This window comes from Pantoea sp. Taur, from assembly GCF_009830025.1.
Lineage (GTDB): Bacteria > Pseudomonadota > Gammaproteobacteria > Enterobacterales > Enterobacteriaceae > Pantoea > Pantoea communis.
Window position 1 is genome coordinate 283513 of the sequence record NZ_SZZZ01000005.1, and the last position, 24664, is coordinate 308176.

A 24664-nucleotide genomic window follows, 5' to 3' on the forward strand; every position below is an offset into this window, starting at 1 on the left:
GATAATCGATATCGTTTGCACTTTACGTATTTTTACCTAAGGTTTACCCTCCTTAACAATCAAGAGGTTGGTGATGTTCGTACCGTTTCTCATTATGCTGCGTGAAGGTCTTGAAGCAGCTCTCATCGTCAGCCTGATTGCCAGCTACCTGAAACGCACCCAGCGTACACAGTGGTTCCCCGCGATGTGGGCGGGTGTCTTCATTGCCGCGGCACTCTGCTTAGGCCTTGGCATCTTCATCAATGAAACCACCGGCGAATTTCCGCAAAAACAACAAGAACTGTTTGAAGGCATCGTCGCGGTCGTCGCGGTGGTCATCCTCACGTCCATGGTCTTCTGGATGCGCAAAGTCTCGCGCAATATCAAAGCCACACTGGAACGCTCGGTGGACCAGGCATTGCAAAAACAGGGCGGCGGTGGCTTCCCGCTGGTTCTCATGGTCTTTCTGGCCGTGGCGCGTGAAGGTCTCGAATCCGTCTTCTTCCTGCTGGCGGCTTTCACCCAGGATGTTGGCTACGCGCCGCCGATTGGCGCGGTGCTGGGCTTATTAACGGCGATTGTTTTGGGCATGCTGCTCTACTACGGCGGCATCCGCCTCAACCTGGCGAGCTTCTTCCGCTGGACCAGCTTATTCATCCTCTTTGTTGCGGCAGGCCTGGCAGCAGGAGCGATTCGTGCCTTCCATGAGGCAGGTCTGTGGAACCACTTCCAGGACATTGCTTTCGATCTCAGCAACACGCTCTCCACCCACTCGGTGGTCGGTACGCTGCTGGAAGGCATTCTCGGCTATCAGGAAACGCCAAGCCTCAGTGAAGTGGCGGCCTGGCTTACCTACCTGATTCCGGCGCTGCTGCTGTTCTTCTTCCCGGCGCGCCCAACGGCCAGTGCTGCGCGCACCACACGCTGAAATTAAATCAGGCGCGATTGCGCGCCTGTTCTTCCATGTAACAGGGATATCACTATGACGATTCGCTTCCGCCGTAAGGCGCTGTTGGTTTCAATGCTGGCTCTCTCAGGCGCTGCATCTGCTGCATCCATCCCGCAAGTCACGGTTACCGTCACTGACAAACAGTGTGAGCCGATGTCACTCAATGTGCAGGCGGGTAAAACCCAGTTCATCATCAAAAACAACAGCCAGAAAGCGCTGGAGTGGGAAATCCTGAAAGGGGTGATGGTGGTAGAAGAGCGTGAAAACATCGCGCCGGGCTTTAGCCAGAAACTGACTGCGAACCTCGAAGCAGGCGAATATGACATGACCTGTGGCTTGCTGACCAACCCGAAAGGCAAACTGGTGGTGTCAGGTGAGTCGAAAACGGCAGCCAAAGGCAAAACCGACATCATGCAGCTGGCCGGCCCAATCACGGACTACAAAACTTACGTGATGAGCGAAGTCAAAGAGCTGGTGGCGGGCACCCAGGCCTTCACCGATGCGGTTAAAGCGGGCGACCTGGAAAAAGCCAAAGCGCTGTACGCACCGACCCGTGCGCACTACGAGCGTATCGAACCGATTGCAGAACTGTTCTCCGATCTGGACAGCAGCATTGATGCCCGTGAAGATGACTTCGAGAAAAAAGCGGATGATCCGAAATTCACCGGTTTCCACCGCATCGAAAAAATCCTGTGGGCCGACAAAACCACCAAAGGTGCAGAAGAGTTTGCGACTAAGCTGAATCAGGACGTGCTGGATCTGCAGACCCGCATCAGTGAACTGGCCTTCCCTCCGGCGAAAGTGGTCGGTGGCGCAGCAGGTTTGATCGAAGAAGTGGCAGCCAGCAAAATCTCCGGTGAAGAAGATCGCTACAGCCGTACCGACCTGTCTGACTTCCAGGCCAATATCGACGGTGCACAGAAAATCGTTGACCTGCTGCGTCCACAGCTGCAAAAAGCTAACCCGCAGCTGCTGGCGAAAGTCGATGCTAACTTTAAGAAAGTCGACAGCATCCTCAGCAAATACCGCACCAAAGACGGTTTCGAATCTTATGAGAAACTGACTACCGCTGACCGCAATGCGCTGAAAGGGCCGATCACCACACTGGCGGAAGATCTCTCCCTGCTGCGCGGAACTTTAGGTCTCGACTAATCATGAGCCATAAAAATGACGCGGCAGAGCTGTCGCGTCGTCGTTTATTGCAGGGGTTAGGTATGTTGGGCGGCGCGGCCGCCCTGAGTGGCGGTTGTCCGTTCCATACGGCAGCCGCGGCTGACAGCTTCTCTCCTGGCACGGTTGCACCCGATGCGCGCCAGCAGGCGCAACCTTTCTACGGCACTCACCAGGCTGGCATCATTACCCCGCAGCAAGCCTCAATGATGCTGGTGGCTTTTGACGTCTTAGCCAGCGATAAAACCGATCTGGAGCGCTTGTTCCGTTTGTTGACCGAGCGCTTCGCTTTCCTGACCAAAGGAGGCGCCGCGCCAGTTGTCACCAACCCGCAGCTGCCGCCAATGGATTCCGGCATTCTTGGCGCCGATATCGCACCCGATAATCTCACCATGACGCTGTCCGTGGGCACCTCGTTGTTTGATGAGCGCTTTGGTTTGAGTGCACACAAACCGACGCAACTGCAAAGCATGACGCGCTTCCCCAACGATTCGCTGGATGCCGATCAGTGTCACGGCGATCTGCTGCTGCAAATCTGCGCCAATACGCAAGATACGGTGATACACGCACTGCGCGACATCATTAAGTACACGCCCGATCTGCTGGCCGTGCGCTGGCGGCGCGACGGCTTTATCGCCGACCACGCTGCACGCAGTCACGGCAAGGAAACGCCGATCAATCTGCTGGGCTTCAAAGATGGCACCGCTAACCCTGACACGCATAATCCTGCGTTGATGGATCAGTTGCTGTGGGTCACTGCAAATCAACAAGAACCCGCATGGACGCAGGGCGGCAGTTATCAGGCGGTGCGTATCATTCGTTTCCACGTTGAAATGTGGGATCGCACTCCACTGGGTGAACAGCAAACGATATTCGGTCGTGAGAAACTTTCCGGCGCGCCGCTGGGCATGAAAGAGGAGCATGACGTGCCGGATTACAGCAAAGACCCGGATGGCGATGTCATCGCGCTGGATGCGCATATCCGTCTCGCTAACCCACGCACGCCGGAAACCGACAGCAGTTTAATGCTGCGCCGGGGTTACAGTTACTCCTCAGGGATTACCGGTTCGGGGCAGCTAGATATGGGACTCTTGTTCGTTTGCTATCAGCATGATTTAGCCAAAGGCTTTATCACCGTGCAAAAACGTCTCAATGGCGAAGCGCTGGAAGAATATATTCGTCCGATTGGCGGCGGATACTTTTTCGTTTTGCCCGGCGTCCCTGACGAAAAACATTACCTTGGCCAGCCTTTACTGCAGGCCTGATTAATAAACGCACCGTGCCAGCACAGCGATAAGGTTGCGCTGGCGCTTTTTTCACCGACCGTAAACTTTCCCCTGGTCGCTTCCACTTCCGAATGTTCCGAAAAAGTTCGTCGCACGTCAAATAATCCATCCCACTGAAAATGCGAGATAATTTAATTTAAGACGAAAATTCTCATGCTTCGCTTATCTGTTTTTCTTTGTCGTGACGTAAAAATACTGTTGCAAAGCATGGTTAATATGATGCACTTTACTCATAAGCGTTGTCAGTTGTGTGGCTAAGTCCACTGGAGTTCGCGCATGACCCGGTCCTTCTATGGACAGTTAAATACACTTCAGCTAGCGCAGTACACTGCGGGGGATTTCTTCCCTCCAAAGTATCCTCTTCACTTTTCAATTATCGTTTCCGAACTAACGCCAATTCTCTACCGGTGCGCTTCAGCGCTTCGTCGTTGTTGCACACTATTTTCAATGGCCAGACCCGGCTTACAAGGAAGCCAAACAAACCTCTAAAGCGTTCAAGTCATCGCCGCGGGTGATCCGCCGCGATAAATGAAACCAACTGTAAGGTGCCACTATGGGAAGACAGAAAGCAGTGATCAAAGCGCGTCGTGAAGCAAGAAGAGTCGTTCGTAGTGATTCTCGCAGTCACCGTCAGCGCGAAGAAGAATCGGTCACTTCGCTGGTGCAGATGGGTGGGTTGGACTCAATTGGTATGGCGCGTGATTCACGCGATCGCGGTCCGATTGAAGCCAGAAATGAAGCTCAGGCGCACTATCTTAATGCCATAGAAACGAAACAGCTGATATTCGCCACCGGTGAAGCCGGTTGCGGTAAAACCTGGATTAGCGCAGCCAAAGCGGCTGAGGCCCTGATCAATAAGGATATCGAAAGGATTATTGTGACGCGCCCGGTTCTGCAGGCGGATGAAGACCTCGGTTTCCTTCCTGGGGATATTTCCGAGAAGTTCGCCCCGTATTTCCGACCGGTATACGACGTTCTGGTTAAACGTCTCGGCGCTTCCTTTATGCAGTACTGCCTGCGGCCTGAAATTGCCAAGGTAGAGATTGCGCCCTTCGCATATATGCGCGGACGTACGTTTGAAAATGCGGTAGTGATCCTTGATGAGGCACAAAACGTCACTGCGGCACAGATGAAGATGTTCCTGACACGCTTAGGCGAGAACGTGACGGTTATCGTCAACGGTGATATCACCCAGTGTGACTTGCCGTCCCATGTCAAATCCGGTCTTGCTGATGCGCTGGCGCGTTTCGAAGAAGACGAGATGATTGGTGTGGTGCGTTTCGACAAAAACGACTGCGTCCGTTCGGCACTTTGCCAGCGTACGCTGCTGGCTTACGGTTAACCATTGAGTAGTAGTTGATTGAGAGTGTAGCGAAGCAAAACCCGGCGCAAGCCGGGTTTTTTTATTGCTGCTCAGCCTGGTTCAATGGCGCGCATGAATAACTGCTGGTTAGGAAAATCGATCAGAACACGATGGTGCTGTAAGAAATCGGTGCCTAATAAACCCTCCGCTGCCATTCGCGAGTCAACATCATCTAATAGCACGACATCGATATCTATTTCCCCGGATGTCGCGTTTTTGATATTTATTTGAGTCGCCCGGCAGCCTTCATAATCCAATTCGTCGATGACTTCTTTGCAGGGATAAACGTTCTCTGTTCTATTTAAACGTTTACTCCACAGCATTGAGTGTGATGCACCGGTATCCAGCAGCATATTAAAGGTTTCATTATTTTTCATTGCCTCAATGATAATACCCTCATGGGTTAAGGTTAACGGCAGCGTTAACCATTGCTGACGATCGATATTGAAATCGTCCAGCCGATCAGCCACGGAAAAAAGGCGATGCTGATAATCGATGAGCAGGGCTTTCTGCCGGAATAGCCCCAATCCGATAACCATACTTTCCGGACGTTTGCCGTCAGGCTGCAGCGTCAGCCTCCATGGAACCAGGGAAATCCCTTCAACATTCTCAAAGTTCATACCATTGACGTAAACATGGTGGAACATGAATTTATCATGCAGGAACACTTCGCCGGTCAGATCGGTGGTGCGCACTTTCTCCTTTAGGAGTTTTAACCAGGGCACCTGTCGTATAAATGACTGATCAAAATGGAAAGCAAATGCGGAGCCGGTATCCAGCATGAACTCGCCATCCTGACCATTAATATTCAGTGTTGCAATCGGTACTGCACTCTCATCGAATTTAAACGGAATTTCTATTACCGCTTCAGCTAACGAGGTGAATGTCATGGCGCAGATAAAAATGCCATGATGCATAAATCCCTTCATTTATTGTTTTTCCCTATATTAGTATTAACTTCCCCAGGCGTCTTCAGTGTCGGTATTCATAAAACGCGAAAGGTTTACTCCTCATGCTGCGTTATTTTTTATCCAAAAGTGTTTTACGCGCCATTATGTGATCGAACACAGGAACATCTTCGGAGAACCGTGCAGTACGTGCATCACGCTCATAGCCCTGAGGTTCACACAGGAGTTGATAAAGCTCCGGGCGACGACCATGGATCCAGCGGCGTCCGGTAGACATCGCCAGTAACGAGAGATCCAGGTCGGCACTCACCAGCGTATCCCTGAAGGAAGTGGTTTCGTTGACGATGCGGCCATAGGGATCAATCACCATCGCATTGCCGGTTCGTATTTCGCCGTTGTCTAATCCGACGCCATTACTGAACAGGACGAAAAGACCGTTATCGTGCGCACGCGAAGGCAGCCAGCGCATCAACCAGCCTCGACCGCTGTCGCTAGCCAGAGCGATTTCCAGTGCGCTGGGATCGCTTTCTCGGTTTTCCCACAGGCTCACCGGAATGGGTTTCATACCAAAGGGACTGCGTGAATGAGTGCCACCTGTCTGATGCGGGGCAATCAGAATATCGGCTCCCATCAGCGCGGTAATGCGGACGTTATCGGTTAAATTATTGTCCCAGCAAATTAGAATCCCGACTTTCACCCCCCATGGCGTGTCAAACACGGTGAATTCATTTCCCTGGGCGATGCCCGCATGTTCGAAAGCATGGATCTTACGATGTACATGGCGTTTGCCATCCGGCCTGCAGACCGCATAGGCATTGTAGAGCAGTCCATTATCATGCTTTTCGATGTAGCCGGCGCCGATCGCCATCTGATGCTTTTCCGCCAGGCTCGCGATACGCGCCAGTGACGGGCTGTCTTGCGTGCGCTCGGCCAGGGCTTCGACCTCTGCAATGGGCAGATCTGGCACATGCCAGTAACCCGTGATGCACATTTCAGGAAAGGCTAATATTTTGACTTCTTCTTGTGCGGCCTGCGCGATAAAGCGCTCCATCACGGAAAGATTGTAAGCTTTGTCGCTGGCGCGATGGCAAAACTGAACGGTGGCAACGCGAAGTGAATGTTCCATGGTGATTCTCCAAAAGGAAGTAGGTCGCTATTTCACCAGAGGGAAATCCACCGTGTATAATCACAACTTCTCCCACTTTGATAACCGATTGGAATGGATATTAAATTGTTACGCGCGTTTGTGACGCTGGCGCAAGAAGGCACCTACCACTCGGCGGCCAATAAGCTCTGCATCACCCAGCCCGCACTTTCGAAACAGATCCAGACACTGGAGCACCTTTCTGGTGTGACGTTATTCCAGCGCGGCCGGCATGGCGCACGGTTAACGGTGGCGGGAGATCAGTTGTTAACAGCTGCCAGCGAGGCGGTGGAACGCTATGCGGATTTTTTCGCTGACGTGACGGCAATCCAAAGAGGGGATTCAGGAAAACTCACTCTGGGTTTTGGCATCTCTTCTTATCTTTTTGCTGCCAAACGTGTCGCTGCCTTTCGCGTTCGTTATCCCGGCGTACAGGTCTCGCTCAACGATATGCCTTCGGCGGTTCAGACCCAACGGCTTGCTGAAGGACGACTGCAGGTGGGATTTGTGCGCTTACCCGTGCCTGAACCACTGCAAAGTCACAGTCTGGATACGGAACAATTAGTGCTGGCGGTAGCCGCTGAACAATTATTGAGTCACTTAGAAACAACGCAGGTTATTGAAAATCATCAACTCTTACAGTTGGCACCTCAGCGGGGCGAAGGGCTCACTACGCAGGCCGATCAATTCCTGACCGCAAGAAACCTCACGCCGCGCACGGTGTCGGCTGCTGATGATATTCAGACGTTACTGGCGCTGGTGGCCGCTGGTGATGGTGTGGCGTTACTGCCGGCGAGTGTGAAACACATCCTGCCGGTAGGCGTCACACTATTGCCTCTGGAAGGCGAGCATACCCAATGGCACACCGGTTTGGCGCGGAATGGTCATATTAAGGACCCGCTAAGAGACAAGTTTTTAGCGATGGTAATGGAAGATGGCCAGATAAATTAACGATGTGGCTGAATTGAAGACAAAAAAAAGCCTGAACTTTCGTTCAGGCTCTTCTTCAAAATGATGGCGGTGAGAGGGGGATTCGAACCCCCGATACGTTGCCGTATACACACTTTCCAGGCGTGCTCCTTCAGCCACTCGGACATCTCACCACATTTTTTCTGCCAACCGCACTGGGTCAACGGGGCGCTACTATAGGGAGTTACCTGAATACGGTCAAGCCCTATTTTCTCCTTTTGTTCTATCCGCTTAAGCTCTGTGCAGCTTGCTGCATCTCTCGCCGAACTGCGTGTTCTGTCATCAAATTATTCCCTCTCTGCCACAAAAGTGTCACCAGACTGTCGCAGACTTGTCTGCGGAAACATTTGGTTATATTTACTGATAAGGATGCTTATAAATGAAACACATACCTCTTTTCACAGTTTCTCTGCTGGCTTCACTCATCGCGACGTCAGCTGTCGCAGATTCAACAACGTATAGCCGCGCCGCCACCGGTGATATCACCGAACATGGTGGCGCGCGCCGCCTCAGCAGCGACCAGACGGAAGCGCTGAAAGCCTCACTCGTTAATACCACGGCCAAAAACGTCATCTTATTGATCGGCGATGGCATGGGCGATTCGGAAATCACCGCCGCACGAAATCAGGCGATGGGCGCGGGTGGTTTCTTCCCAGGCATTGATGCGCTGCCGTTAACCGGTCAGTACACCCACTACTCGTTAGACAAGAAAACTCACAAACCGAATTACGTGACCGATTCGGCTGCCTCCGCGACCGCCTGGGCGACGGGCACCAAATCTTATAACGGCGCCATCGGCGTAGACGTTAATGGCAAGGATCAGGTCACCATTCTGGAGTTGGCGAAAGCCGCTGGGAAAGCCACCGGTAACGTCTCGACTGCAGAATTGCAGGATGCCACGCCCGCCGCTTTAATGGCGCATGTCACGTCGCGTAAATGTTATGGCCCGGAGAAAACCAGCGAGCTGTGTCCCACCAATGCGCTGGAGCAGGGCGGTAAAGGGTCCATCAGCGAGCAGATGCTGAAAACCCGTCCAGATGTCACCCTTGGCGGCGGGGCGAAATCGTTCTCTGAAAGCGCCAAAGCGGGTGAATATCAGGGTAAAACCCTGCGCGAGCAGGCTCAGGCACTGGGCTTCCAGCTGGTCGATAACCTTGATGGCATGAATGCAATTAAACAGGCCGATCAGACGAAGCCGGTGCTCGGGCTGTTCTCCGATGGCAATATGCCGGTTCGCTGGCAGGGACCAAAAGCCAGCTATCACGGCAATATCGATAAACCGGCGGTGACCTGTGAAGTGAATAAAGATCGCCCGGCATCAACACCAACATTGGCGCAGATGACCAAAAAGGCGATTGATCTGCTGAGCACCAATGAGAAAGGTTTCTTCCTGCAGGTGGAAGGCGCGTCAATTGATAAACAGGATCACGCGGCGAACCCGTGCGGCCAGATTGGCGAAACGGTGGATCTGGATGAGGCCGTGCAGCAGGCGCTGGCCTTTGCACGTGAACACGGTGACACGCTGGTGGTAGTGACGGCAGACCATGCGCATAGCAGCCAGATTATTGAAAATGGCAGCAAAGCCCCAGGCCTGACCCAGGCGGTGAACACCAAAGATGGTGCGGTCATGACCATCAGCTACGGTAACTCTGAAGAGGATTCTCAGGGACATACCGGCACACAGCTGCGCATCGCGGCCTATGGTCCTTATGCGGCTAACGTGGTGGGCCTGACCGATCAGACTGACTTGTTCTTTACGCTGAAGGATGCAATGGGCATCAAGTAATCACTCCCGGCAGCAACGAGAATCCCCGCATCAGCGGGGATTTTTTGGGCTGCAGATTGGTGCGAATTACAATCCGCGCTGCGCCATTAAGCGCGCTAAATCCACCAGACGATTTGAGAATCCCCACTCGTTATCGTACCAGGCGAGGATTTTCACCAGGTTGCCGCCAATCACCAGGGTAGAGAGCCCATCAATGATCGATGAACGCGGATCGCCCTGATAATCGCTGGAGACCAGTGGCTCATCGCTGTATCCCAGAATGCCTTTTAATGGACCCTCAGCGGCGGCAGCCTTAAATGCATTGTTCACTTCTTCTGCCGTCACATCACGCTTCAGCGTCACGGTGAGATCCACAATCGACACCACTGGCACCGGCACGCGCAATGAATAGCCCGTCAAACGTCCATCCAACTCGGGAATAACACGGCCCAGCGCTTTAGCCGCACCGCTGGAGTAAGGCACAATCGACAGGGCGGCGGCACGTGCACCGCGCAGATCTTTCTCCGGCTGATCGTGCAGCACCTGACTATTGGTATAAGCATGGGTGGTATTCATCAGGCCATGTTCAATGCCGAATGCCTGATGCAATACTTGCGCGGCTGGCGCGAGGCCGTTGGTCGTGCAACTGCCGTTACTCACCACGAAATGCTGCTGGGGATCGTAACGCTGGTCGTTCACGCCCAGCACAATCGTCAAATCATCGTTTTTACCAGGAGCGGAGATAATCACTCTTTTTGCGCCGCCGTGCGTGATATGCACTGCCGCTTTCTCGCGCTCGGTGAAGAAGCCAGTAGCTTCAATCACAATATCAACACCCACGTCACGCCAGCGGATATTGGCCGGGTCGCGTTCGCTGAACACCCGCACCGGCTTACCATCGATGCGCAGCTCACCTTCACCGGCCTCAACCTCTGCAGGAAGTCTGCCCAGCAGTGAATCGTGTTTAAGCAGATGCGCCAGCGTTTTGCTGTCGGTGAGATCGTTAATCGCCACAATCTCAATATCGTTGCTGCCGAGTGCGGCGCGGAACACGTTACGTCCGATACGGCCAAAGCCGTTAATGCCAATCTTAATCATCATTGACTCCTTATCCGAAGTGGTTGCAGTCAATGTAGGACGATGTGTGATTGGCGTAAACGACAAAAAAGGATCACTTTACGCCATTTTGCGGCAGTGAAAGCGTTGGCGATATTCACCCGGAGTGAGATGCAGCTGGCGCTCAAAACTGCGGCGCAAATTGATGCTGCTGCCAAATCCGGTGTCAAGGGCGATGCGTTCCAGCGTCGCGCGGCTCTGTTCCAACAGTTCTCGTGCGGCGGCCAGTCGCGCTTCTGCGACATAGCGCGCCGGTGACGCACCGGTTTCACGGGTGAATACGCGGGTGAAATTGCGTGGACTCATGGCGACACGTTCGGCCAATTTCTCAACCGACAGATCTTTCGCCAGGTTGGCGCGTATCCAGCTTTGCAGATCGTGGATCGGGCCGGTGCTGGTTTGTTGTAGCTGGTAGCGGCTGAACTGCATCTGTCCGCCGGGGCGACGCAAATACATCACCATATCCTGAGCGATATCGCGTGCCACGCTGAAGCCAAAATCCTCTTCAACCAGCGCCAGCGTGAGATCAAAGCCGGAACTCACGCCACCGGACGTCCAGATTGGGCCATCCTGGATGAACAACGGGCCACCTTCCACCTGGACGCGGGGAAAGCGGGTTTGCAGGGTTTCCAGCAGGCGCCAGTGTGACGTGGCGCGGCGTCCGTCGAGCAAACCGGCTTCGGCGAGCAGCATCGCGCCACCACAAATTGATACCACACGCCGAGCCTGCGGAGCCGCCAGCCTGATGAAATCCACCACCATATTGCCTTCTTCAACGCTGTCACCGCGTCCGGTAATCATGATGGTGTCCCAGGCGGCGCGGGGATCTAATTCGGCCAGCTTCAGGTCAGCCAGCAGGTTGAGGCCCGACTGACCATGGATCACCTGATGCGGCTGCGTGGTGGCGATACTGACACGATAACGTGGCTGATCAACGCCGACCGGCAGGTGCAGGTTGGCGTGCATCAGGATGTCGGCAATACCGGCGGCTTCAAACAGCATGCCGCCATCGGGAACAATAACGAGGAAATGCTTCATGGCGTAAAATGCTCATCGTGGCAAATTAAGCCAGATTATCGCACGGCGTCGTTATTTTTGCTGGTAATACGGTCCCTGGGTGATCGAATTACGCAGCACCAGTCGGCCCGGCATCAGTGGCTGCGCCGTCACGCTTTCGCCATCCAGCATTTTAGACAGTTGCGTTAATGCGCTCGACACCATCTCAGCAACCGGAACATGCACCGTGGTTAACGCCGGCAAGAGATAGGGCGCAACCGGGATATCATCAAAGCCCAGCAAGGAGACGTCATGCGGGATGCGCAAACCCGCGTTGTGCAAGGCGCAAGCGGCGCCAATCGCCATATCATCATTGCTGGCGACAATCGCGGAAAATCTGACTTTACGACGCAACAGTGCTTCAACCGCCAGTTGCCCACTGGCGCTGGTCCAGCAGCCATCCAGCATCAGGTTTTCATCGTATTCAATGCCATTTTCCATCAACGATGAAATATAGCCTTTCAGGCGACTTAATCCGGTGTGAGAGCTACCCATCCCTTTGATAAAAGCGATCTCGCGGTGGCCCTGAGCAATTAAATGATTTACCGCGTTGAGGGTGTCATTTTCGTGGTCAGCACACACCGAATATTGCGGATGCTGCTTCAAACGGCGGTTTAACACGATTAACGGCTTACTCATACCAGGAATAAGGGCATCAATATCTTCCACGCTTAAATAGCGCGGATAGATGATCACGGCATCGCAATAGCTATCGATTAAAAAGTTTATGGCTTCACGCTCTTGCTGCGCATTGTGTTTACCATCGCCCAGCACCAGTTGTGAACCGAGTTTTTCCGTCATGGTCGCGGCCTGGAATAACAGCTCGGTAAAAAAGGGACCATTGTAAAGCGTGTTGGGCACCATCAGACCAATACTGTGCGAACGGTTGGTCGCAAGACTTCGTGCCAGCAGGTTAGGACGGTAATCCATCTCATCTATGGCCAGCATCACCCGATCCCGCACCGTTTTAGACACATAAGCATGGCCAGCCAGCACCCGTGACACCGTGGCTTTTGACACACCTGCGCGTTTTGCGACATCAAGCATTGTCGTCATTTATCTTCCTTCTCAGCGTTCTCGCGCATTGTAGCGCAAAAGCTCAATCTGAAAACTGCAGAGTGAGGCTCTTCTAACCGATAACGTTTTTTCTCATTATCATCCGATTTCATCACATATTTAAAAGGCTAACATAAAAATAATATGAAACCGGTCTCAGATTAATCATATTTTCACTCTTTAAATAAGGGTTAACGGTTTGAGTTATGGATCACAAAAAGAACAAATTGAATCTGTAACCGGTTGCAGAAACGATTCTCGGCGCGTAATTATTTAAAAAAAACGGAGGGTGTCATGGTGAAAATTCTATTGTGTTGTTCCGCAGGTATGTCAACCAGCATGGTCGTACAAAGAATGCAGAAAGCCGCTACGCAGCTGGGTTTAGAAGCCAAAATTGATGCCGTTGGCATGGAAGAGTTCAGTGAAAAAATCGCCGAGTATGACTGTTGTCTGCTAGGCCCGCAGATCAAATATAAGCTGGCAGATTTCGAACGTCAGGCACAGGAGTATCACAAACCGGTCACCGTCATTAACACCATGGATTACGGCATGTTAAATGGCGAAAAGATCCTGAAGTCGGCGCTCGCCCTGACTGATGCTAATAAGGGGGCATGATGAGTACACTGGCTGACTCCTTATTTGGTGTGATTGAAAACCGCATCAGTCCGATTGCTGCGCGACTCTCATCGCAACGGCATGTGGTGGCGATCAAGGACGGATTTATTGCCTCGATGCCGTTCCTGATTGTCGGCTCATTCATGCTGCTGTTCTCACATCCTCCTTTCAGTCAGGACAGCCAATGGGGTTTCGCCCAGTGGTGGCTGGGCATGGTGAAACAGTACAACGACCAGCTGATGATGCCCTACAACATGACGATGGGCATCATGGCGGTGTTCATCACCGGCGCGATTGCCTATAACCTGGCGCAAAGCTACAAACTGAATGGCCTGATGGCGGCGCTGCTGTCGCTGATGACTTTTTTGGTGGTGGCTGCACCGGAAAAGAACGGCGCATTGTCTGTCGCTTCGCTGGGTGGAGAAGGGATATTCACCGCCATCCTGATCAGCCTGTACTGCACGGAAGTGATGCACTGGCTGGTGAAGTACAACATTGGTTTCAAACTGCCGGAACAGGTGCCGCCGAAGATTCGTCAGTCCTTTGACCTGCTGATCCCCATCATGGTGGTTTTCCTCACGCTCTACCCGCTGAACCTGTTTATGGAAAGCCACTTTGGCCTGTTGATTCCTCAGGCCATCATGTCAGTGTTTGCGCCAATTATCTCAGCAGCCGATTCACTGCCTGCGGTGCTCATCGCCGTATTGCTATGTCATTTGCTGTGGTTTGCCGGCATTCACGGCGCGGCGATTGTCGGCGGCATCCTGCAGGCATTCTGGCTGAGTAATCTGGGGCTGAACCAGGAAGCGTTAAATGCCGGGCAAGAGATTCCCAAGATCTTCATCGAGCCGTTCTGGCAATTTTTCATCACCGTAGGCGGATCGGGCGCCACCATGGGTCTGGTGATTCTCTATCTGCGCAGCCGCTCCGCGCATCTGCGCGCCATCGGCCGCCTCGGCTTTGTACCCGGTATGTTTAACATCAATGAGCCGATTATTTTCGGTTCACCAGTGGTGATGAATCCGCTGCTGTTTATTCCCTTTATCACCACGCCGTTGATCAACGCGGTTATCGCCTGGACCGCCACCCGTACCAACCTGATCAACCACGTCATTTCGCTGGCCCCCTGGACCACGCCGGGACCGATTGGTGCCGCCTGGTCAACCGGCTGGGACTGGCGCGCAGTGGTGTTAGTCGCGTTCCTGATTTGTTTATCCACGCTGATTTATTACCCGTTCTTCAAAATGTATGAACGCCAACTGCTTGCGCAGGAAGAAGAGATGGCGCAGGAACAACTGGCTGAGGAGATGAAGTAATGCAAGAGATGCAGGAAATGGAAAGCACGGTGATGGAGCTGATCATTCATGCCGGGGAAGCCCGTTCATCATCGATGCAGGCACTGCAAGCGGCCCGAAAACACAACTGGCAGGAAGCCGATGCGTTGCTGGCAAGTGCACGAGATGCCGCGCGCGAAGCCCACAAAATTCAAACCGCGTTAATCGGTGCGGATGAAGGCTGCGGCAAAATTCCGGTCAACCTGATTATGGTGCATGCGCAGGATCATCTGATGAACGCCATGCTGTGCCGCGATTTAGTTGAAGAGCTGATCTATCTGCATCGTCAGGTGCAGGAGTTATCGAAAACCCACTTGCAGTAAGACGCAGTTAATCACATGAAAGGATGGATTATGTCTCAGTTACCGGCTGATTTTTTATGGGGCGGCGCCGTTGCCGCGCATCAGGTTGAAGGTGGATGGAACGAAGGCGGTAAAGGGCAGAGCATCGTCGATGTGTTGACGGGCGGAGCGCATGGTGTTGAACGTGAAATTACCGATGGCATTGTCGAGGGGAAACACTACCCCAATCATCAGGCCACCGATTTTTATCATCACTACAAAGACGATATCGCGTTGTTTGCCGAGATGGGTTTTAAATGTTTTCGTACCTCGATTGCCTGGACACGCATCTTCCCGAAAGGTGACGAGCAACAACCTAACGAAGCGGGTCTGCAGTTCTACGACGACATGTTTGATGAACTGCTCAAATATGGCATCGAACCGGTGATTACGCTGTCGCACTTCGAGATGCCATTGCATCTGGTGCAGCAATATGGCGGCTGGCTGAATCGTGAATTGATCGATCTCTTTGTGCGCTATAGCGAAGTGGTGATGAAGCGCTACAAAGGCAAAGTGAAATACTGGATGACCTTTAACGAGATCAACAACCAGCGTAACTGGCGCCGACCGCTGTTCGGCTACAGCAACTCAGGCGTGATTTTCACCGATCATGAGAAGCCGGAAGAGGTGATGTATCAGGTACTGCATCATCAGTTTGTGGCCAGTGCCAAAGTGGTGAAGCTGGGGCATCAAATCAATCCTGAATTCAAGATCGGTTGCATGCTGGCGATGGTGCCGCTGTATCCGTGGTCATGCCATCCTGATGACGTAATGTATGCGCAAAAGTCGATGCAGGAACGTTATCTGTTTGGCGATGTGCACATGCGCGGTGCCTATCCTTCGTACATTTTGAAAGAGTGGGAACTGCGCGGATTTCACATTGAGATGGCGCCGGAAGATGCACAAACGCTGCGAGAAGGCTGCACCGACTATCTCGGCTTTAGCTATTACATGAGTAACGCCGTGGAGTATGCCAGCGCGACCCGCATGGACAGCGCACTCGAAGCATTCCCCGGCAGCCGAAAAAATCCGCATGTGCAGGCGTCAGATTGGGGATGGCAGATCGATCCCGTCGGTCTGCGCTACACACTAAATGCGCTGTATGAGCGTTATCAGAAGCCGCTGTTTATTGTGGAAAATGGGTTTGGCGCCGTCGATCAACGTGAGGCCAACGGCGAGGTCAATGATGACTATCGTATTGCCTACCTGCGTGAACACATCAAGCAAATGAAAAAAGCCGTACTGGAAGATGGCGTGGAATTAATGGGCTTCACGCCCTGGGGCTGTCTCGACTGTGTCTCTTTTGGCACCGGCCAATACAGCAAACGCTACGGCTTTATTTACGTCAACCGTAATGACGATCAAACCGGCGATTTTTCGCGCTCGAAGAAAAAGAGTTTTGCCTGGTATAAAAAGGTCATCGCCTCACAAGGTGAAGCGCTTTAATTCGGATTGCCCGGGCAGGAAGCCCGGGTAAATCAGAGTTGTCATCTCTTCGGCAGTGAATATCCTTTCCAGCCTGCGCAGGCAGGCTGAATAAATAACATAAACCTGAGCCAGGAAAAATATCATCCATGCGGTGAGGCGCAATGCTGCCTGAAACGGCGCTTTTAACTCACCTGATTGCAACCAAACGGAGTTATATCCTATGCCAAATAAGATCAAGATTGTCACTATCGGTGGGGGTTCCAGCTATACGCCTGAGTTGATTGAAGGACTTATCCTGCGTCAGGAGCAGTTACCGATTGCCGAGTTGTGGCTGGTCGATATTGAGGACGGCGCAGAGAAGATGGAAATCGTTGGCAGTATGGCAAAACGCATGATCGCGGCTGCCAAACTCGACTGGCAGGTGCATCTTTCTCTTGATCGCAAGGAAGCGTTAAAGGATGCGGATTACGTGACCACCCAGTTCCGCGTGGGGTTGCTGGATACGCGCTTAAAAGACGAAGTGATTCCGTTAGCCAATGGTTTACTGGGGCAGGAAACTAACGGCCCGGGCGGGATATTTAAAGCGTTTCGCACGGTTCCGGTGATTCTCGATATTATCGAGGATATGCGTCAATTGTGCCCCAACGCCTGGTTGGTGGATTTCACCAATCCGGCAGGCATGGTGACAGAAGCGGCGATTAAATATGGCAAGTGGGAAAAAACGGTCGGCCTGTGTAATGTGCCGTTTGGTCATATCACTCAGGCTTGCAGCGTGCTCGGTGCGGAAGAGAAAGATCTCTATTTCAAGTTTGCCGGGCTCAATCATTTCCACTGGCATCGCGTCTGGGATCAGCAGGGCAATGAACGCACCGCCGAACTGATTGATAAAATCTATTCCCCAGACCAGCAGGAAAAAAGCGATGAAGGGCTGAAAAATATTCATCAGATTCCTTTTAACTACGATCAGGTAAAACATCTTGGCCTGCTGCCCTGCGGTTACCATCGCTATTACTATTTGCAGGAACCGATGCTGGCCCATGCCATCGAAGAGTTCGATCACTATGAAACCCGTGCGGAAGTGGTGAAGAAAACCGAAGCGCGGCTGTTCGAGTTATATAAAGACGTGAACCTTAACTACAAGCCTGAAGAGTTAAGTCAGCGGGGCGGGGCGCATTACAGCGACGCGGCCTGCGATCTCATTGCCTCCATCCAGAATAACAGCGGTAAGTTGATGGTGGTCTCCACGCGCAATAATGGCGCGATTGCAGATTTACCGTTTGATTGCGTGGTGGAGGTCACTGCCGCCATCACTTCTCATGGCGCAGAACCGCTGCGTTGGGGAGCGTTACCGCCGGCGGCGCGTGGCATGATTCAGTTAATGAAAGCGATGGAGGAAACGGTGATTGAAGCCGCCGTTAGCGGAGATTACGGTGCGGCATTACACGCTTTCACCATTAATCCGCTGATTCCGGCGGGCGACACGGCGATAAAAGTGCTGGATCAATTGTTGTATGCCCATAAAGAATATTTGCCGAAGTTCGCCAGCAAAATTGCCGAGATTGAGCAGACCAAACCGGAGATCGTTACCTTCGTCGATCAGTTACTGGCCGACAGGCAAGCGCACGCGCAGAAGGCGTGATGAGGTTTTATCAGGAAGGCAGGAGACTGAAGACGGTGCCCGTTTGAACATCGCTGAGCACCGAGAAAAGCACTCACCATCCTGTGGGGCGGTGAGTGGATCAGCATTACGCGGTGAGTTCGTTACGTACGATAGCTGCACCCGCGCTCAAGGCTTCCAGCTTACCTCTGGCAACGCGGCGCGACAGTGGCGTCATACCGCAGTTAGTAGAAGGATAAAGCTTATCGGCGTCGACAAACTGCAGTGCTTTACGCAAGGTATCAGCGACTTCTTCCGCAGTCTCAATGGTGTTGGTCGCCACATCAATGGCACCGACCATGACTTTTTTGCCACGAATCAGCTCAATCAGATCCATTGGCACGCGCGAATTCTGCGCTTCCAGTGAAATGATATCGATAGAAGACTTTTGCAGTTTAGGGAACACTTCTTCGTACTGACGCCACTCAGTGCCAAGCGTCTTTTTCCAGTCGGTATTCGCTTTAATGCCGTAGCCATAGCAAATGTGCACGGCGGTTTCGCACTTCAGACCTTCAACCGCTCTTTCCAGTGCGGCAATGCCCCAGTCGTTTACTTCATCGAAGAACACGTTAAATGCGGGTTCATCAAACTGAATAATATCAACACCGGCTGCTTCTAACTCTTTGGCTTCCTGGTTAAGAATTTTGGCAAATTCCCAGGCGAGTTTTTCACGGCTTTTGTAGTGACCATCATAAAGCGTATCGATCATGGTCATTGGGCCTGGCAGAGCCCACTTGATCTGTTGTTTGGTTTGCTGGCGCAGGAATTTAGCATCTTCAACAAACACTGGTTTTTTACGTACGACTTCACCGATCACGCTCGGCACGCTGGCGTCATAGCGATTGCGAATTTTCACAATCTCACGCTTTTCAAAATCAACGCCGCTGAGATGCTCAATAAAGGTGGTGACGAAGTGCTGGCGCGTTTGCTCGCCATCACTGACGATATCAATACCCGCTAATTGCTGATCCTGCAGGGATAACAGCAGGGCATCTCTTTTGCCCTCGGCTAATTCATCACCCTGCAATTTCCATGGCGACCACAGCGTTTCAGGTTGAGCAAGCCAGGCCGGTTTCGGTAAGCTTCCTGCCGTTGAAGTAGGCAATAACAATTTCATAATCAATAACCTTTTATTTTGGCTTAATCAAAGAACGTAATGTGCAGACCACTGCTCAAGAATGTCTTGATAGGGTTTGATGAAGTGCTCTTCCGTATACTTCCCCTGCTCAATTGCCAACCGGCTGCGTTCTTCTCGATCGTAAACAATGCGCGTTAGTGAATGGTCGCCATGTGTCAGGCTTGGCTGATAGCACTGGCCTGCGGCAGAGTTGGCATTGTAAATTTCCGGGCGGTAAATCTTCTGGAACGTCTCCATGGTGCTGATGGTGCCGATCAGTTCCAGATCCGTGTAATCATTCAGCAAGTCACCGGTGAAATAGAAAGCTAATGGCGCGACGCTGTTTTCAGGCATGAAGTAGCGCGCCTGCAATCCCATTTTGCCGAAGTAATGGTCGGTGAGAGACAGCTCATCTTGCTGATATTCAAAGCCCAATACCGGATGCTGATAGTCAGTGCGGTGATAGGTGTTCTTGCTTGATACGCTCAGGCAGATCACTGGCTTTTTATTAAAGCGCTCCTGATAAGCCGCCGAGTTGACGAAGCTTTTAAAGATGTTGCCGTGCAGATCACCGAAACCTTCCGGCAGGCTGAAACCGGAGTTATTGTTATTGGCCGCCAGCAGACGCACGCTAAAATCGTAATCACGCACGTAAGACGAGAAGTTATTGCCTACGATGCCATCGGTACGCTGCTGAGTTTTGCGATCAACAATATTGGTTTTCAGGATTTCGATCACCGGGAAGGTTTTGCCATTGCCTTCAATATCAATTTCCGCAGAAATGATTTCCAGCTCAACGGCATAACGATCGCCTTTTGGGTTGTCCGCGTGCGCCAGAGAGTTGAAACGGTTGTTCATCATCATTAAGGCATTGCGCAAATTCTGCTGGCGATGGGTTCCACGCGCCAGGTTAGCAAAGTTCGTGGTGATGCGCGTATTTTCAGATGGATTGTAGTTCTCATCGAAAACGCTGCTCTTAATTGAAAATGCAAAATCGTTGCTCATGATGCTCGGGTATCCTGATTTCAGCTGCAAAACCTTTCCGGCTTTAGGCGGGTAGACCTGATACTGCGGCCTATCACCTGCGGTAGATTTCACATTGTCTTAAGTCAATAACAATGCGAATTTTATGCCAGAGTCACTCGGTGATTGAAAGTGATTAAACTTCAAAGCTGCATGAGCCAATTTCATGATCGGGTTCACACTCTGAAGCAGGGTGGTCAGAAGGGGGATTTTTTGCGGAAAAGCGGGCGTTGAATGTTTGTTAGGCCAGCGATAAAAGCGATGTGATGGCTAATATGCCCGGAGGCGACGCGCAAGAATTTACCTAATGGGAAATAAAAAATCCACGCCAGGCGTGGATTTTTTGGCTGAATTTAATTCAACAGGGTCAAATCATCGACTTGAAGATTAGACGTTGAACAGGAAGTTCATCACGTCACCATCTTTCACGATGTACTCTTTACCTTCTGAACGCATCTTGCCGGCTTCTTTCGCGCCTTGCTCACCTTTGTAGGTGACAAAGTCATCAAACGCGATGGTCTGCGCACGGATAAAGCCTTTCTCGAAGTCGGTATGAATTTTACCGGCAGCCTGTGGCGCGGTCGCGCCCACTGGGATGGTCCATGCACGTACTTCTTTCACGCCAGCGGTGAAGTAAGTTTGCAGGTTGAGCAGGGCATAACCTGCACGGATCACGCGGTTCAGACCCGGCTCTTCCAGACCCAGCTCTGCCATGAACTCGTCACGCTCTTCGTCATCCAGCTCTGCGATGTCGGATTCAACGGCTGCACATACCGGCACCACCACTGAACCTTCGGCTTCTGCAATCGCACGCACCTGATCAAGGTACGGGTTGTTTTCAAAACCGTCCTCGTTCACGTTAGCGATGTACATGGTGGGCTTCAGGGTCAGGAAGCTCAGGTAGCGAATGGCCGCTTTCTCGTCTGCATCCAGTTTCAGAGCGCGTAACATGCCCGCTTCGGACAGGTGCGGCAGGCACTTCTCTAATGCAGCCAGCTCAGCTTTAGCATCTTTGTCGCCGCCTTTGGCTTTCTTCTGACAACGCTGAATGGCACGTTCACAGGTATCCAGATCGGACAGCGCCAGCTCAGTGTTGATAACGTCAATATCTTCCGCCGGGTTCACTTTGCCGGAAACGTGAATAATATTGTCGTTCTCGAAGCAACGCACCACGTGGCCGATAGCTTCGGTTTCACGGATGTTGGTCAGGAACTGGTTACCGAGGCCTTCACCTTTGGATGCGCCTTTCACCAGACCGGCGATATCGACGAATTCCATGGTGGTCGGCACAACACGCTGTGGCTTAACGATTTCGCTCAGCTGATCGAGGCGCAGATCGGGCATTGGCACCACACCGGTGTTAGGCTCGATGGTGCAGAACGGAAAGTTGGCTGCTTCGATACCCGCTTTGGTCAGCGCGTTGAACAGGGTGGATTTACCGACGTTCGGCAGGCCCACAATACCGCATTTAAATCCCATGGTCTGATTACCTTTCTCACTGAGTGTACGGCACTGGCTGGCAGCGCCGACAGATTCAAAAAATTTCGCGCATTATACACAGAATTGCCTTCTGCGGCGCGGGAATTGGGCTTAGCCAGCCTTGAACGCGTGCAGGCGGTTCATCGCCTTGATTTTGTCTTCTTTCAGCCACAGCTCTGTGCAGCGCACCGCTTCATCCACGGCATCGTCAATCAGTTTTTGCTCGCTGGCAGGCGGTTTGCCTAACACGAAGCCGGTAACCTTATTGCGATCGCCGGGATGACCGATGCCAACCCGCAGGCGATGGAAATTATTGTTATTGCCCAGCTTACTGATGATGTCTTTGAGACCGTTATGCCCGCCATGACCACCGCCCTGTTTGAATTTGGCGATGCCAGGAGGCAGATCCAGTTCATCGTGTGCCACTAAGATCTCTTCTGGTGCGATGCGATAAAAGGTCGCCATTGCCGCAACCGCTTTGCCACTCAGGTTCATAAAAGTAGTGGGCACCAGCAAACGGACATCTTCACCCGCCAGAGACAGGCGTGCAGTGTAGCCGTAGAATTTCGGCTCCTCTTTCAATGACTGATTGTTCCGGTCGGCCAGCAAATCCACATACCAGGCACCTGCGTTATGGCGCGTTGCGGCGTATTCAGCGCCGGGATTGGCCAGCCCCACAATCAGTTTAATGCTGCTCACGATGTTTATCCTGTCTTGCTGCGGAAAGGGCGATAGTTTACTGCCTGCAAGCGGCGATGACAAAGGGTGCTGAGTACAGATGATACCTCTGCGTGACTTATCAATTTCTATCGAAATCAAGCCTCTGGCCGTAAAGAAATGTCAGAGATTGTGAAGGATGTGTGATCCTGTACGCAACTTAACCGGCAGTCATTGCCTAAACTTATGACAAGTTAACCATACGTGCTGTTTTGCTTTTTCATAAGGATGGAGGTGAATCATGAAACGTCAACAATGCCGCTATTTAGGTAATGGCCTGATGTGTTTAGGTTTACTGACGATGGTATTAGGCGTCGGCTATTCCATTATTAATCAGCTGCCTGCGTTAAATCTGCCGCAGTTCCTCGCACATGGTGCCATGTTCAGCATCTTTGTCGGGGCACTGCTGTGGCTGGTGGGGGCACGTGTCAGCGGACGTGAGCGTGTCGAAGACCGCTACTTTTGGTTACGCCATTACGGTGACAAACGCTGCCGCCGCAATCACTCTTCACATTAAGAGAGAGCGGCTTCCTGCACCGGCTGTAACTGCACAAAATAACGTTCGACGCGGTTACGGCCACTGGCTTTTGCACGGTATAACGCTTCGTCCGCCAGGCCGAGTAAAATCGGGAAGGTGTGATCGCGATGGTTAGCGGTAGCATAGCCAATACTCACGGTATAGCAGACGTCGTTGGGCTGCGACAGCTGTGTCGCCAGACGGATACGCTCACACACCCGTTCTGCATCCTCGCTATTGCCCGGCAGAATCGCCGCAAACTCTTCACCGCCCAGACGGGCAAAATGAGCTTCTGCGGGCAGCAACGCCTGCACCACCTGACAAAAATCGATTAATACGCGGTCACCTTGCAGATGGCCGTAACGATCGTTGATGCCTTTGAAATGGTCGAGATCAAACAGCACAGCGGTGTAAACCAGCGGTTGGGGATTTCGCGTGTTACGCACCACTAATCTGCCGGCTTGCTCGAACAGGGCGCGACGATTCCAGACGCTGGTCAGGGGATCGTGAAGCGAGGCTCGTTTGTGAGCTATTTGCGTGCGCTCATTGACCATCGCCAGAATGGTAAACGTCAGGCCAATCACAAACAGAATGGATTCTAGAATCACGTACACCGAAAAACTGGAACCGGCTATCGCGCCGCGCACCGGCGTAGCGATGGCGTCATCCAGGAAAATGCGCGCCACGTGAAACAGCAGATGGATCCACAGCAACATCTGCGCCGGCCAAAAGGTCACCTGCAGTGCATCGCGCGATTGCCACAACAGGCGAATCAGGGCACCGGTGTAAATAATGCAAAGCAGACATATGACTAAAACGCGTTTAGGTTGGCTGGCGTAAAACTGCGGGAACGTGCAGAGAATGGCCCATAACAATGCAGCCGCTAACCAGCTGAATCCGAGAGGTTTATTGCAGAATGCTCGAAAAGCGTTCAGCAGATTACCATAGGCCAGCATCATCACCACGTTGCCGACAGCGATGGGAAGAAAAACAAAACCAGCACTGCGCAGGCTGCTGAGAAACACCGCTGTCAGGGTTAATGTGAGCGCCAGCGTAGTGAACCCCAGCACGCGATCGTACTGCGCACCCACCCAGGCGAACACCAAAATAATGCTCAAAAAACCCAGCACATAGAGCTCGCAAACAAATAGTGTGTAAATGTCGAGAGTCATAGTGGTCGGAGTTCTCAGAAAAAAGTGTGGAGAAAAATACCACTAATCAATGGCCCGCTAAAGTGCAGCATCGCGTGTCGAATGAAAAGAGTGTAAGGCAGGGAGAATAGCGAGTTTTAACGAAATTTATCGCGAAAATATCTGTAGCGAGAGCGGCTTAATCGGTAAATGAAGCGGATTGTTGGGAATAAAAAACCGGGCGCGGGGCCTAATGCCAGTCAGTTAAGCCTGACTGGCATTTTTTCTTCTGGCTGTCGGATATTTATAGGGTCTCTCTTTCACCACCCTTGGGAACGAGCGCTCCCGTCGTCCCGGTAGTCTGACCATCTCTGCTATCGAACTTACGTCCTTTACCAGTTCCGGGATACGCCCAGGCGAAGCGCCTTCAAGTGTCCAGAGCAGTTTCATCACCCACGCTGTCGATTCCCTGAAGCTGAGCTGGTTAGGCCAGTATCCCTTCAGCGTTGAGGCCATTCTTATCATCTGATATCTCACCAGATTGT

At 52.3% G+C, this 24664-nt stretch carries 22 protein-coding genes, 1 tRNA gene and 1 pseudogene; 12 read left to right on the top strand and 12 right to left on the bottom strand.

Annotated elements, in window-relative coordinates:
• The first annotated feature begins 73 nt into the window (after positions 1 to 73).
• The 4 genes from efeU (at position 74) to phoH (ending at position 4726) form a co-directional block, all read left to right on the top strand.
• Positions 74 to 907 (top strand): iron uptake transporter permease EfeU, encoded by an 834-nt coding sequence (gene efeU, locus FD744_RS10035; RefSeq protein ID WP_160868137.1) that lies wholly within the window; start codon positions 74 to 76, stop codon positions 905 to 907.
• A 54-nt stretch (positions 908 to 961) separates the two neighbouring features.
• Positions 962 to 2080, top strand: coding sequence for an iron uptake system protein EfeO (gene efeO, locus FD744_RS10040; RefSeq protein ID WP_097116813.1), 1119 nt, complete (start codon positions 962 to 964; stop codon positions 2078 to 2080).
• Positions 2081 to 2082: 2 nt separating this feature from the next.
• Positions 2083 to 3363: an iron uptake transporter deferrochelatase/peroxidase subunit gene (efeB, locus tag FD744_RS10045; protein ID WP_160868138.1), complete on the top strand. Its 1281-nt coding sequence runs from the start codon at positions 2083 to 2085 to the stop codon at positions 3361 to 3363.
• Between the two features lie 574 nt (positions 3364 to 3937).
• A complete protein-coding gene (gene phoH / locus FD744_RS10050) occupies positions 3938 to 4726 on the top strand; it encodes a phosphate starvation-inducible protein PhoH (protein WP_034824330.1) in 789 nt (262 codons plus the stop codon).
• Between the two features lie 71 nt (positions 4727 to 4797).
• Here the strand turns inward: phoH and FD744_RS10055 are convergent, their stop codons facing one another.
• The gene (locus FD744_RS10055) at positions 4798 to 5676 is read right to left on the bottom strand and encodes a hypothetical protein (protein WP_160868139.1); all 879 of its coding nucleotides are present in this window, start codon (positions 5674 to 5676) and stop codon (positions 4798 to 4800) included.
• Between the two features lie 91 nt (positions 5677 to 5767).
• Positions 5768 to 6781 carry a nitrilase family protein gene (locus FD744_RS10060; RefSeq protein ID WP_160868140.1) on the bottom strand — a complete coding sequence of 338 codons (1014 nt, stop codon included), beginning with the start codon at positions 6779 to 6781 and terminating at the stop codon, positions 5768 to 5770.
• Between the two features lie 93 nt (positions 6782 to 6874).
• Between FD744_RS10060 and FD744_RS10065 the strand changes: the two genes are divergently transcribed.
• Positions 6875 to 7750 carry a LysR family transcriptional regulator gene (locus tag FD744_RS10065; RefSeq protein WP_160868141.1) on the top strand — a complete coding sequence of 292 codons (876 nt, stop codon included), beginning with the start codon at positions 6875 to 6877 and terminating at the stop codon, positions 7748 to 7750.
• 64 nt (positions 7751 to 7814) lie between these two features.
• Here FD744_RS10065 and FD744_RS10070 read toward each other — a convergent pair.
• A tRNA-Ser gene (locus tag FD744_RS10070) sits at positions 7815 to 7902 on the bottom strand.
• Positions 7903 to 8147: 245 nt separating this feature from the next.
• On the opposite strand from FD744_RS10070, the gene phoA reads away from it, so the two are divergent.
• Complete coding sequence (gene phoA, locus FD744_RS10075; protein WP_160868142.1) at positions 8148 to 9554, top strand: alkaline phosphatase; 1407 nt, start codon at positions 8148 to 8150, stop codon at positions 9552 to 9554.
• Between the two features lie 66 nt (positions 9555 to 9620).
• Here the strand turns inward: phoA and gap are convergent, their stop codons facing one another.
• From gap to FD744_RS10090, 3 genes are all read right to left on the bottom strand, one after another.
• Positions 9621 to 10631: a type I glyceraldehyde-3-phosphate dehydrogenase gene (gap, locus tag FD744_RS10080; RefSeq protein WP_160868153.1), complete on the bottom strand. Its 1011-nt coding sequence runs from the start codon at positions 10629 to 10631 to the stop codon at positions 9621 to 9623.
• Positions 10632 to 10709: 78 nt separating this feature from the next.
• The gene (locus FD744_RS10085; RefSeq protein ID WP_160868143.1) at positions 10710 to 11687 is read right to left on the bottom strand and encodes a GlxA family transcriptional regulator; all 978 of its coding nucleotides are present in this window, start codon (positions 11685 to 11687) and stop codon (positions 10710 to 10712) included.
• A gap of 51 nt (positions 11688 to 11738) precedes the next feature.
• A complete protein-coding gene (locus FD744_RS10090) occupies positions 11739 to 12761 on the bottom strand; it encodes a LacI family DNA-binding transcriptional regulator (protein WP_160868144.1) in 1023 nt (340 codons plus the stop codon).
• Positions 12762 to 13055: 294 nt separating this feature from the next.
• Here FD744_RS10090 and FD744_RS10095 point away from each other — a divergent pair, with 294 nt between their 5' ends.
• The 5 genes from FD744_RS10095 (at position 13056) to FD744_RS10115 (ending at position 18118) form a co-directional block, all read left to right on the top strand.
• Complete coding sequence (locus FD744_RS10095) at positions 13056 to 13376, top strand: PTS sugar transporter subunit IIB (RefSeq protein ID WP_160868145.1); 321 nt, start codon at positions 13056 to 13058, stop codon at positions 13374 to 13376.
• Positions 13376 to 14692: a PTS sugar transporter subunit IIC gene (locus tag FD744_RS10100; protein WP_160868146.1), complete on the top strand. Its 1317-nt coding sequence runs from the start codon at positions 13376 to 13378 to the stop codon at positions 14690 to 14692. Before FD744_RS10095 ends, FD744_RS10100 begins: the two co-directional genes overlap by 1 nt.
• An 8-nt stretch (positions 14693 to 14700) precedes the next feature.
• Positions 14701 to 15033: a PTS lactose/cellobiose transporter subunit IIA gene (locus tag FD744_RS10105; protein ID WP_160832839.1), complete on the top strand. Its 333-nt coding sequence runs from the start codon at positions 14701 to 14703 to the stop codon at positions 15031 to 15033.
• 30 nt (positions 15034 to 15063) lie between these two features.
• On the top strand, positions 15064 to 16497 hold the full coding sequence (locus FD744_RS10110) for a 6-phospho-beta-glucosidase (protein WP_160868147.1): 1434 nt from the start codon (positions 15064 to 15066) through the stop codon (positions 16495 to 16497).
• 202 nt (positions 16498 to 16699) lie between these two features.
• On the top strand, positions 16700 to 18118 hold the full coding sequence (locus FD744_RS10115) for a 6-phospho-beta-glucosidase (protein WP_160868148.1): 1419 nt from the start codon (positions 16700 to 16702) through the stop codon (positions 18116 to 18118).
• Between the two features lie 106 nt (positions 18119 to 18224).
• On the opposite strand, the gene FD744_RS10120 is transcribed toward FD744_RS10115, so the two are convergent.
• From FD744_RS10120 to pth, 4 genes are all read right to left on the bottom strand, one after another.
• A complete protein-coding gene (locus FD744_RS10120; protein ID WP_097116825.1) occupies positions 18225 to 19253 on the bottom strand; it encodes a methionine synthase in 1029 nt (342 codons plus the stop codon).
• 27 nt (positions 19254 to 19280) lie between these two features.
• Entirely contained in the window at positions 19281 to 20258 is a 978-nt protein-coding gene (locus FD744_RS10125; protein ID WP_058960220.1) for a DUF1852 domain-containing protein, read from the bottom strand.
• A 405-nt stretch (positions 20259 to 20663) separates the two neighbouring features.
• A complete protein-coding gene (gene ychF, locus FD744_RS10130) occupies positions 20664 to 21755 on the bottom strand; it encodes a redox-regulated ATPase YchF (protein WP_034824290.1) in 1092 nt (363 codons plus the stop codon).
• 111 nt (positions 21756 to 21866) lie between these two features.
• Entirely contained in the window at positions 21867 to 22454 is a 588-nt protein-coding gene (gene pth / locus FD744_RS10135; RefSeq protein ID WP_034824288.1) for an aminoacyl-tRNA hydrolase, read from the bottom strand.
• Positions 22455 to 22713: 259 nt separating this feature from the next.
• Here pth and ychH point away from each other — a divergent pair, with 259 nt between their 5' ends.
• On the top strand, positions 22714 to 22989 hold the full coding sequence (ychH, locus tag FD744_RS10140) for a stress-induced protein YchH (protein ID WP_034824286.1): 276 nt from the start codon (positions 22714 to 22716) through the stop codon (positions 22987 to 22989).
• On the opposite strand, the gene FD744_RS10145 is transcribed toward ychH, so the two are convergent.
• Together FD744_RS10145 and FD744_RS25565 are read right to left on the bottom strand one after the other, a co-directional pair.
• Positions 22986 to 24161, bottom strand: coding sequence for a GGDEF domain-containing protein (locus FD744_RS10145; RefSeq protein ID WP_160868149.1), 1176 nt, complete (start codon positions 24159 to 24161; stop codon positions 22986 to 22988). The two genes, ychH and FD744_RS10145, sit on opposite strands and share 4 nt — an antisense overlap.
• 222 nt (positions 24162 to 24383) lie before the next feature.
• Positions 24384 to 24664: pseudogene (locus tag FD744_RS25565) on the bottom strand (IS4 family transposase); the annotation flags it as partial.

Excerpts from the sequence above, each read along its gene's own strand:
- efeU (WP_160868137.1), top strand. The coding sequence starts at position 74 with ATGTTCGTACCGTTTCTCATTATGCTGCGTGAAGGTCTTGAAGCAGCT.
- efeO (WP_097116813.1), top strand. The coding sequence starts at position 962 with ATGACGATTCGCTTCCGCCGTAAGGCGCTGTTGGTTTCAATGCTGGCT.
- efeB (WP_160868138.1), top strand. The coding sequence starts at position 2,083 with ATGAGCCATAAAAATGACGCGGCAGAGCTGTCGCGTCGTCGTTTATTG.
- phoH (WP_034824330.1), top strand. The coding sequence starts at position 3,938 with ATGGGAAGACAGAAAGCAGTGATCAAAGCGCGTCGTGAAGCAAGAAGA.
- FD744_RS10055 (WP_160868139.1), bottom strand. The coding sequence starts at position 5,676 with ATGAAGGGATTTATGCATCATGGCATTTTTATCTGCGCCATGACATTC.
- FD744_RS10060 (WP_160868140.1), bottom strand. The coding sequence starts at position 6,781 with ATGGAACATTCACTTCGCGTTGCCACCGTTCAGTTTTGCCATCGCGCC.
- FD744_RS10065 (WP_160868141.1), top strand. The coding sequence starts at position 6,875 with ATGGATATTAAATTGTTACGCGCGTTTGTGACGCTGGCGCAAGAAGGC.
- phoA (WP_160868142.1), top strand. The coding sequence starts at position 8,148 with ATGAAACACATACCTCTTTTCACAGTTTCTCTGCTGGCTTCACTCATC.
- gap (WP_160868153.1), bottom strand. The coding sequence starts at position 10,631 with ATGATTAAGATTGGCATTAACGGCTTTGGCCGTATCGGACGTAACGTG.
- FD744_RS10085 (WP_160868143.1), bottom strand. The coding sequence starts at position 11,687 with ATGAAGCATTTCCTCGTTATTGTTCCCGATGGCGGCATGCTGTTTGAA.
- FD744_RS10090 (WP_160868144.1), bottom strand. The coding sequence starts at position 12,761 with ATGACGACAATGCTTGATGTCGCAAAACGCGCAGGTGTGTCAAAAGCC.
- FD744_RS10095 (WP_160868145.1), top strand. The coding sequence starts at position 13,056 with ATGGTGAAAATTCTATTGTGTTGTTCCGCAGGTATGTCAACCAGCATG.
- FD744_RS10100 (WP_160868146.1), top strand. The coding sequence starts at position 13,376 with ATGAGTACACTGGCTGACTCCTTATTTGGTGTGATTGAAAACCGCATC.
- FD744_RS10105 (WP_160832839.1), top strand. The coding sequence starts at position 14,701 with ATGCAGGAAATGGAAAGCACGGTGATGGAGCTGATCATTCATGCCGGG.
- FD744_RS10110 (WP_160868147.1), top strand. The coding sequence starts at position 15,064 with ATGTCTCAGTTACCGGCTGATTTTTTATGGGGCGGCGCCGTTGCCGCG.
- FD744_RS10115 (WP_160868148.1), top strand. The coding sequence starts at position 16,700 with ATGCCAAATAAGATCAAGATTGTCACTATCGGTGGGGGTTCCAGCTAT.
- FD744_RS10120 (WP_097116825.1), bottom strand. The coding sequence starts at position 19,253 with ATGAAATTGTTATTGCCTACTTCAACGGCAGGAAGCTTACCGAAACCG.
- FD744_RS10125 (WP_058960220.1), bottom strand. The coding sequence starts at position 20,258 with ATGAGCAACGATTTTGCATTTTCAATTAAGAGCAGCGTTTTCGATGAG.
- ychF (WP_034824290.1), bottom strand. The coding sequence starts at position 21,755 with ATGGGATTTAAATGCGGTATTGTGGGCCTGCCGAACGTCGGTAAATCC.
- ychH (WP_034824286.1), top strand. The coding sequence starts at position 22,714 with ATGAAACGTCAACAATGCCGCTATTTAGGTAATGGCCTGATGTGTTTA.
- FD744_RS10145 (WP_160868149.1), bottom strand. The coding sequence starts at position 24,161 with ATGACTCTCGACATTTACACACTATTTGTTTGCGAGCTCTATGTGCTG.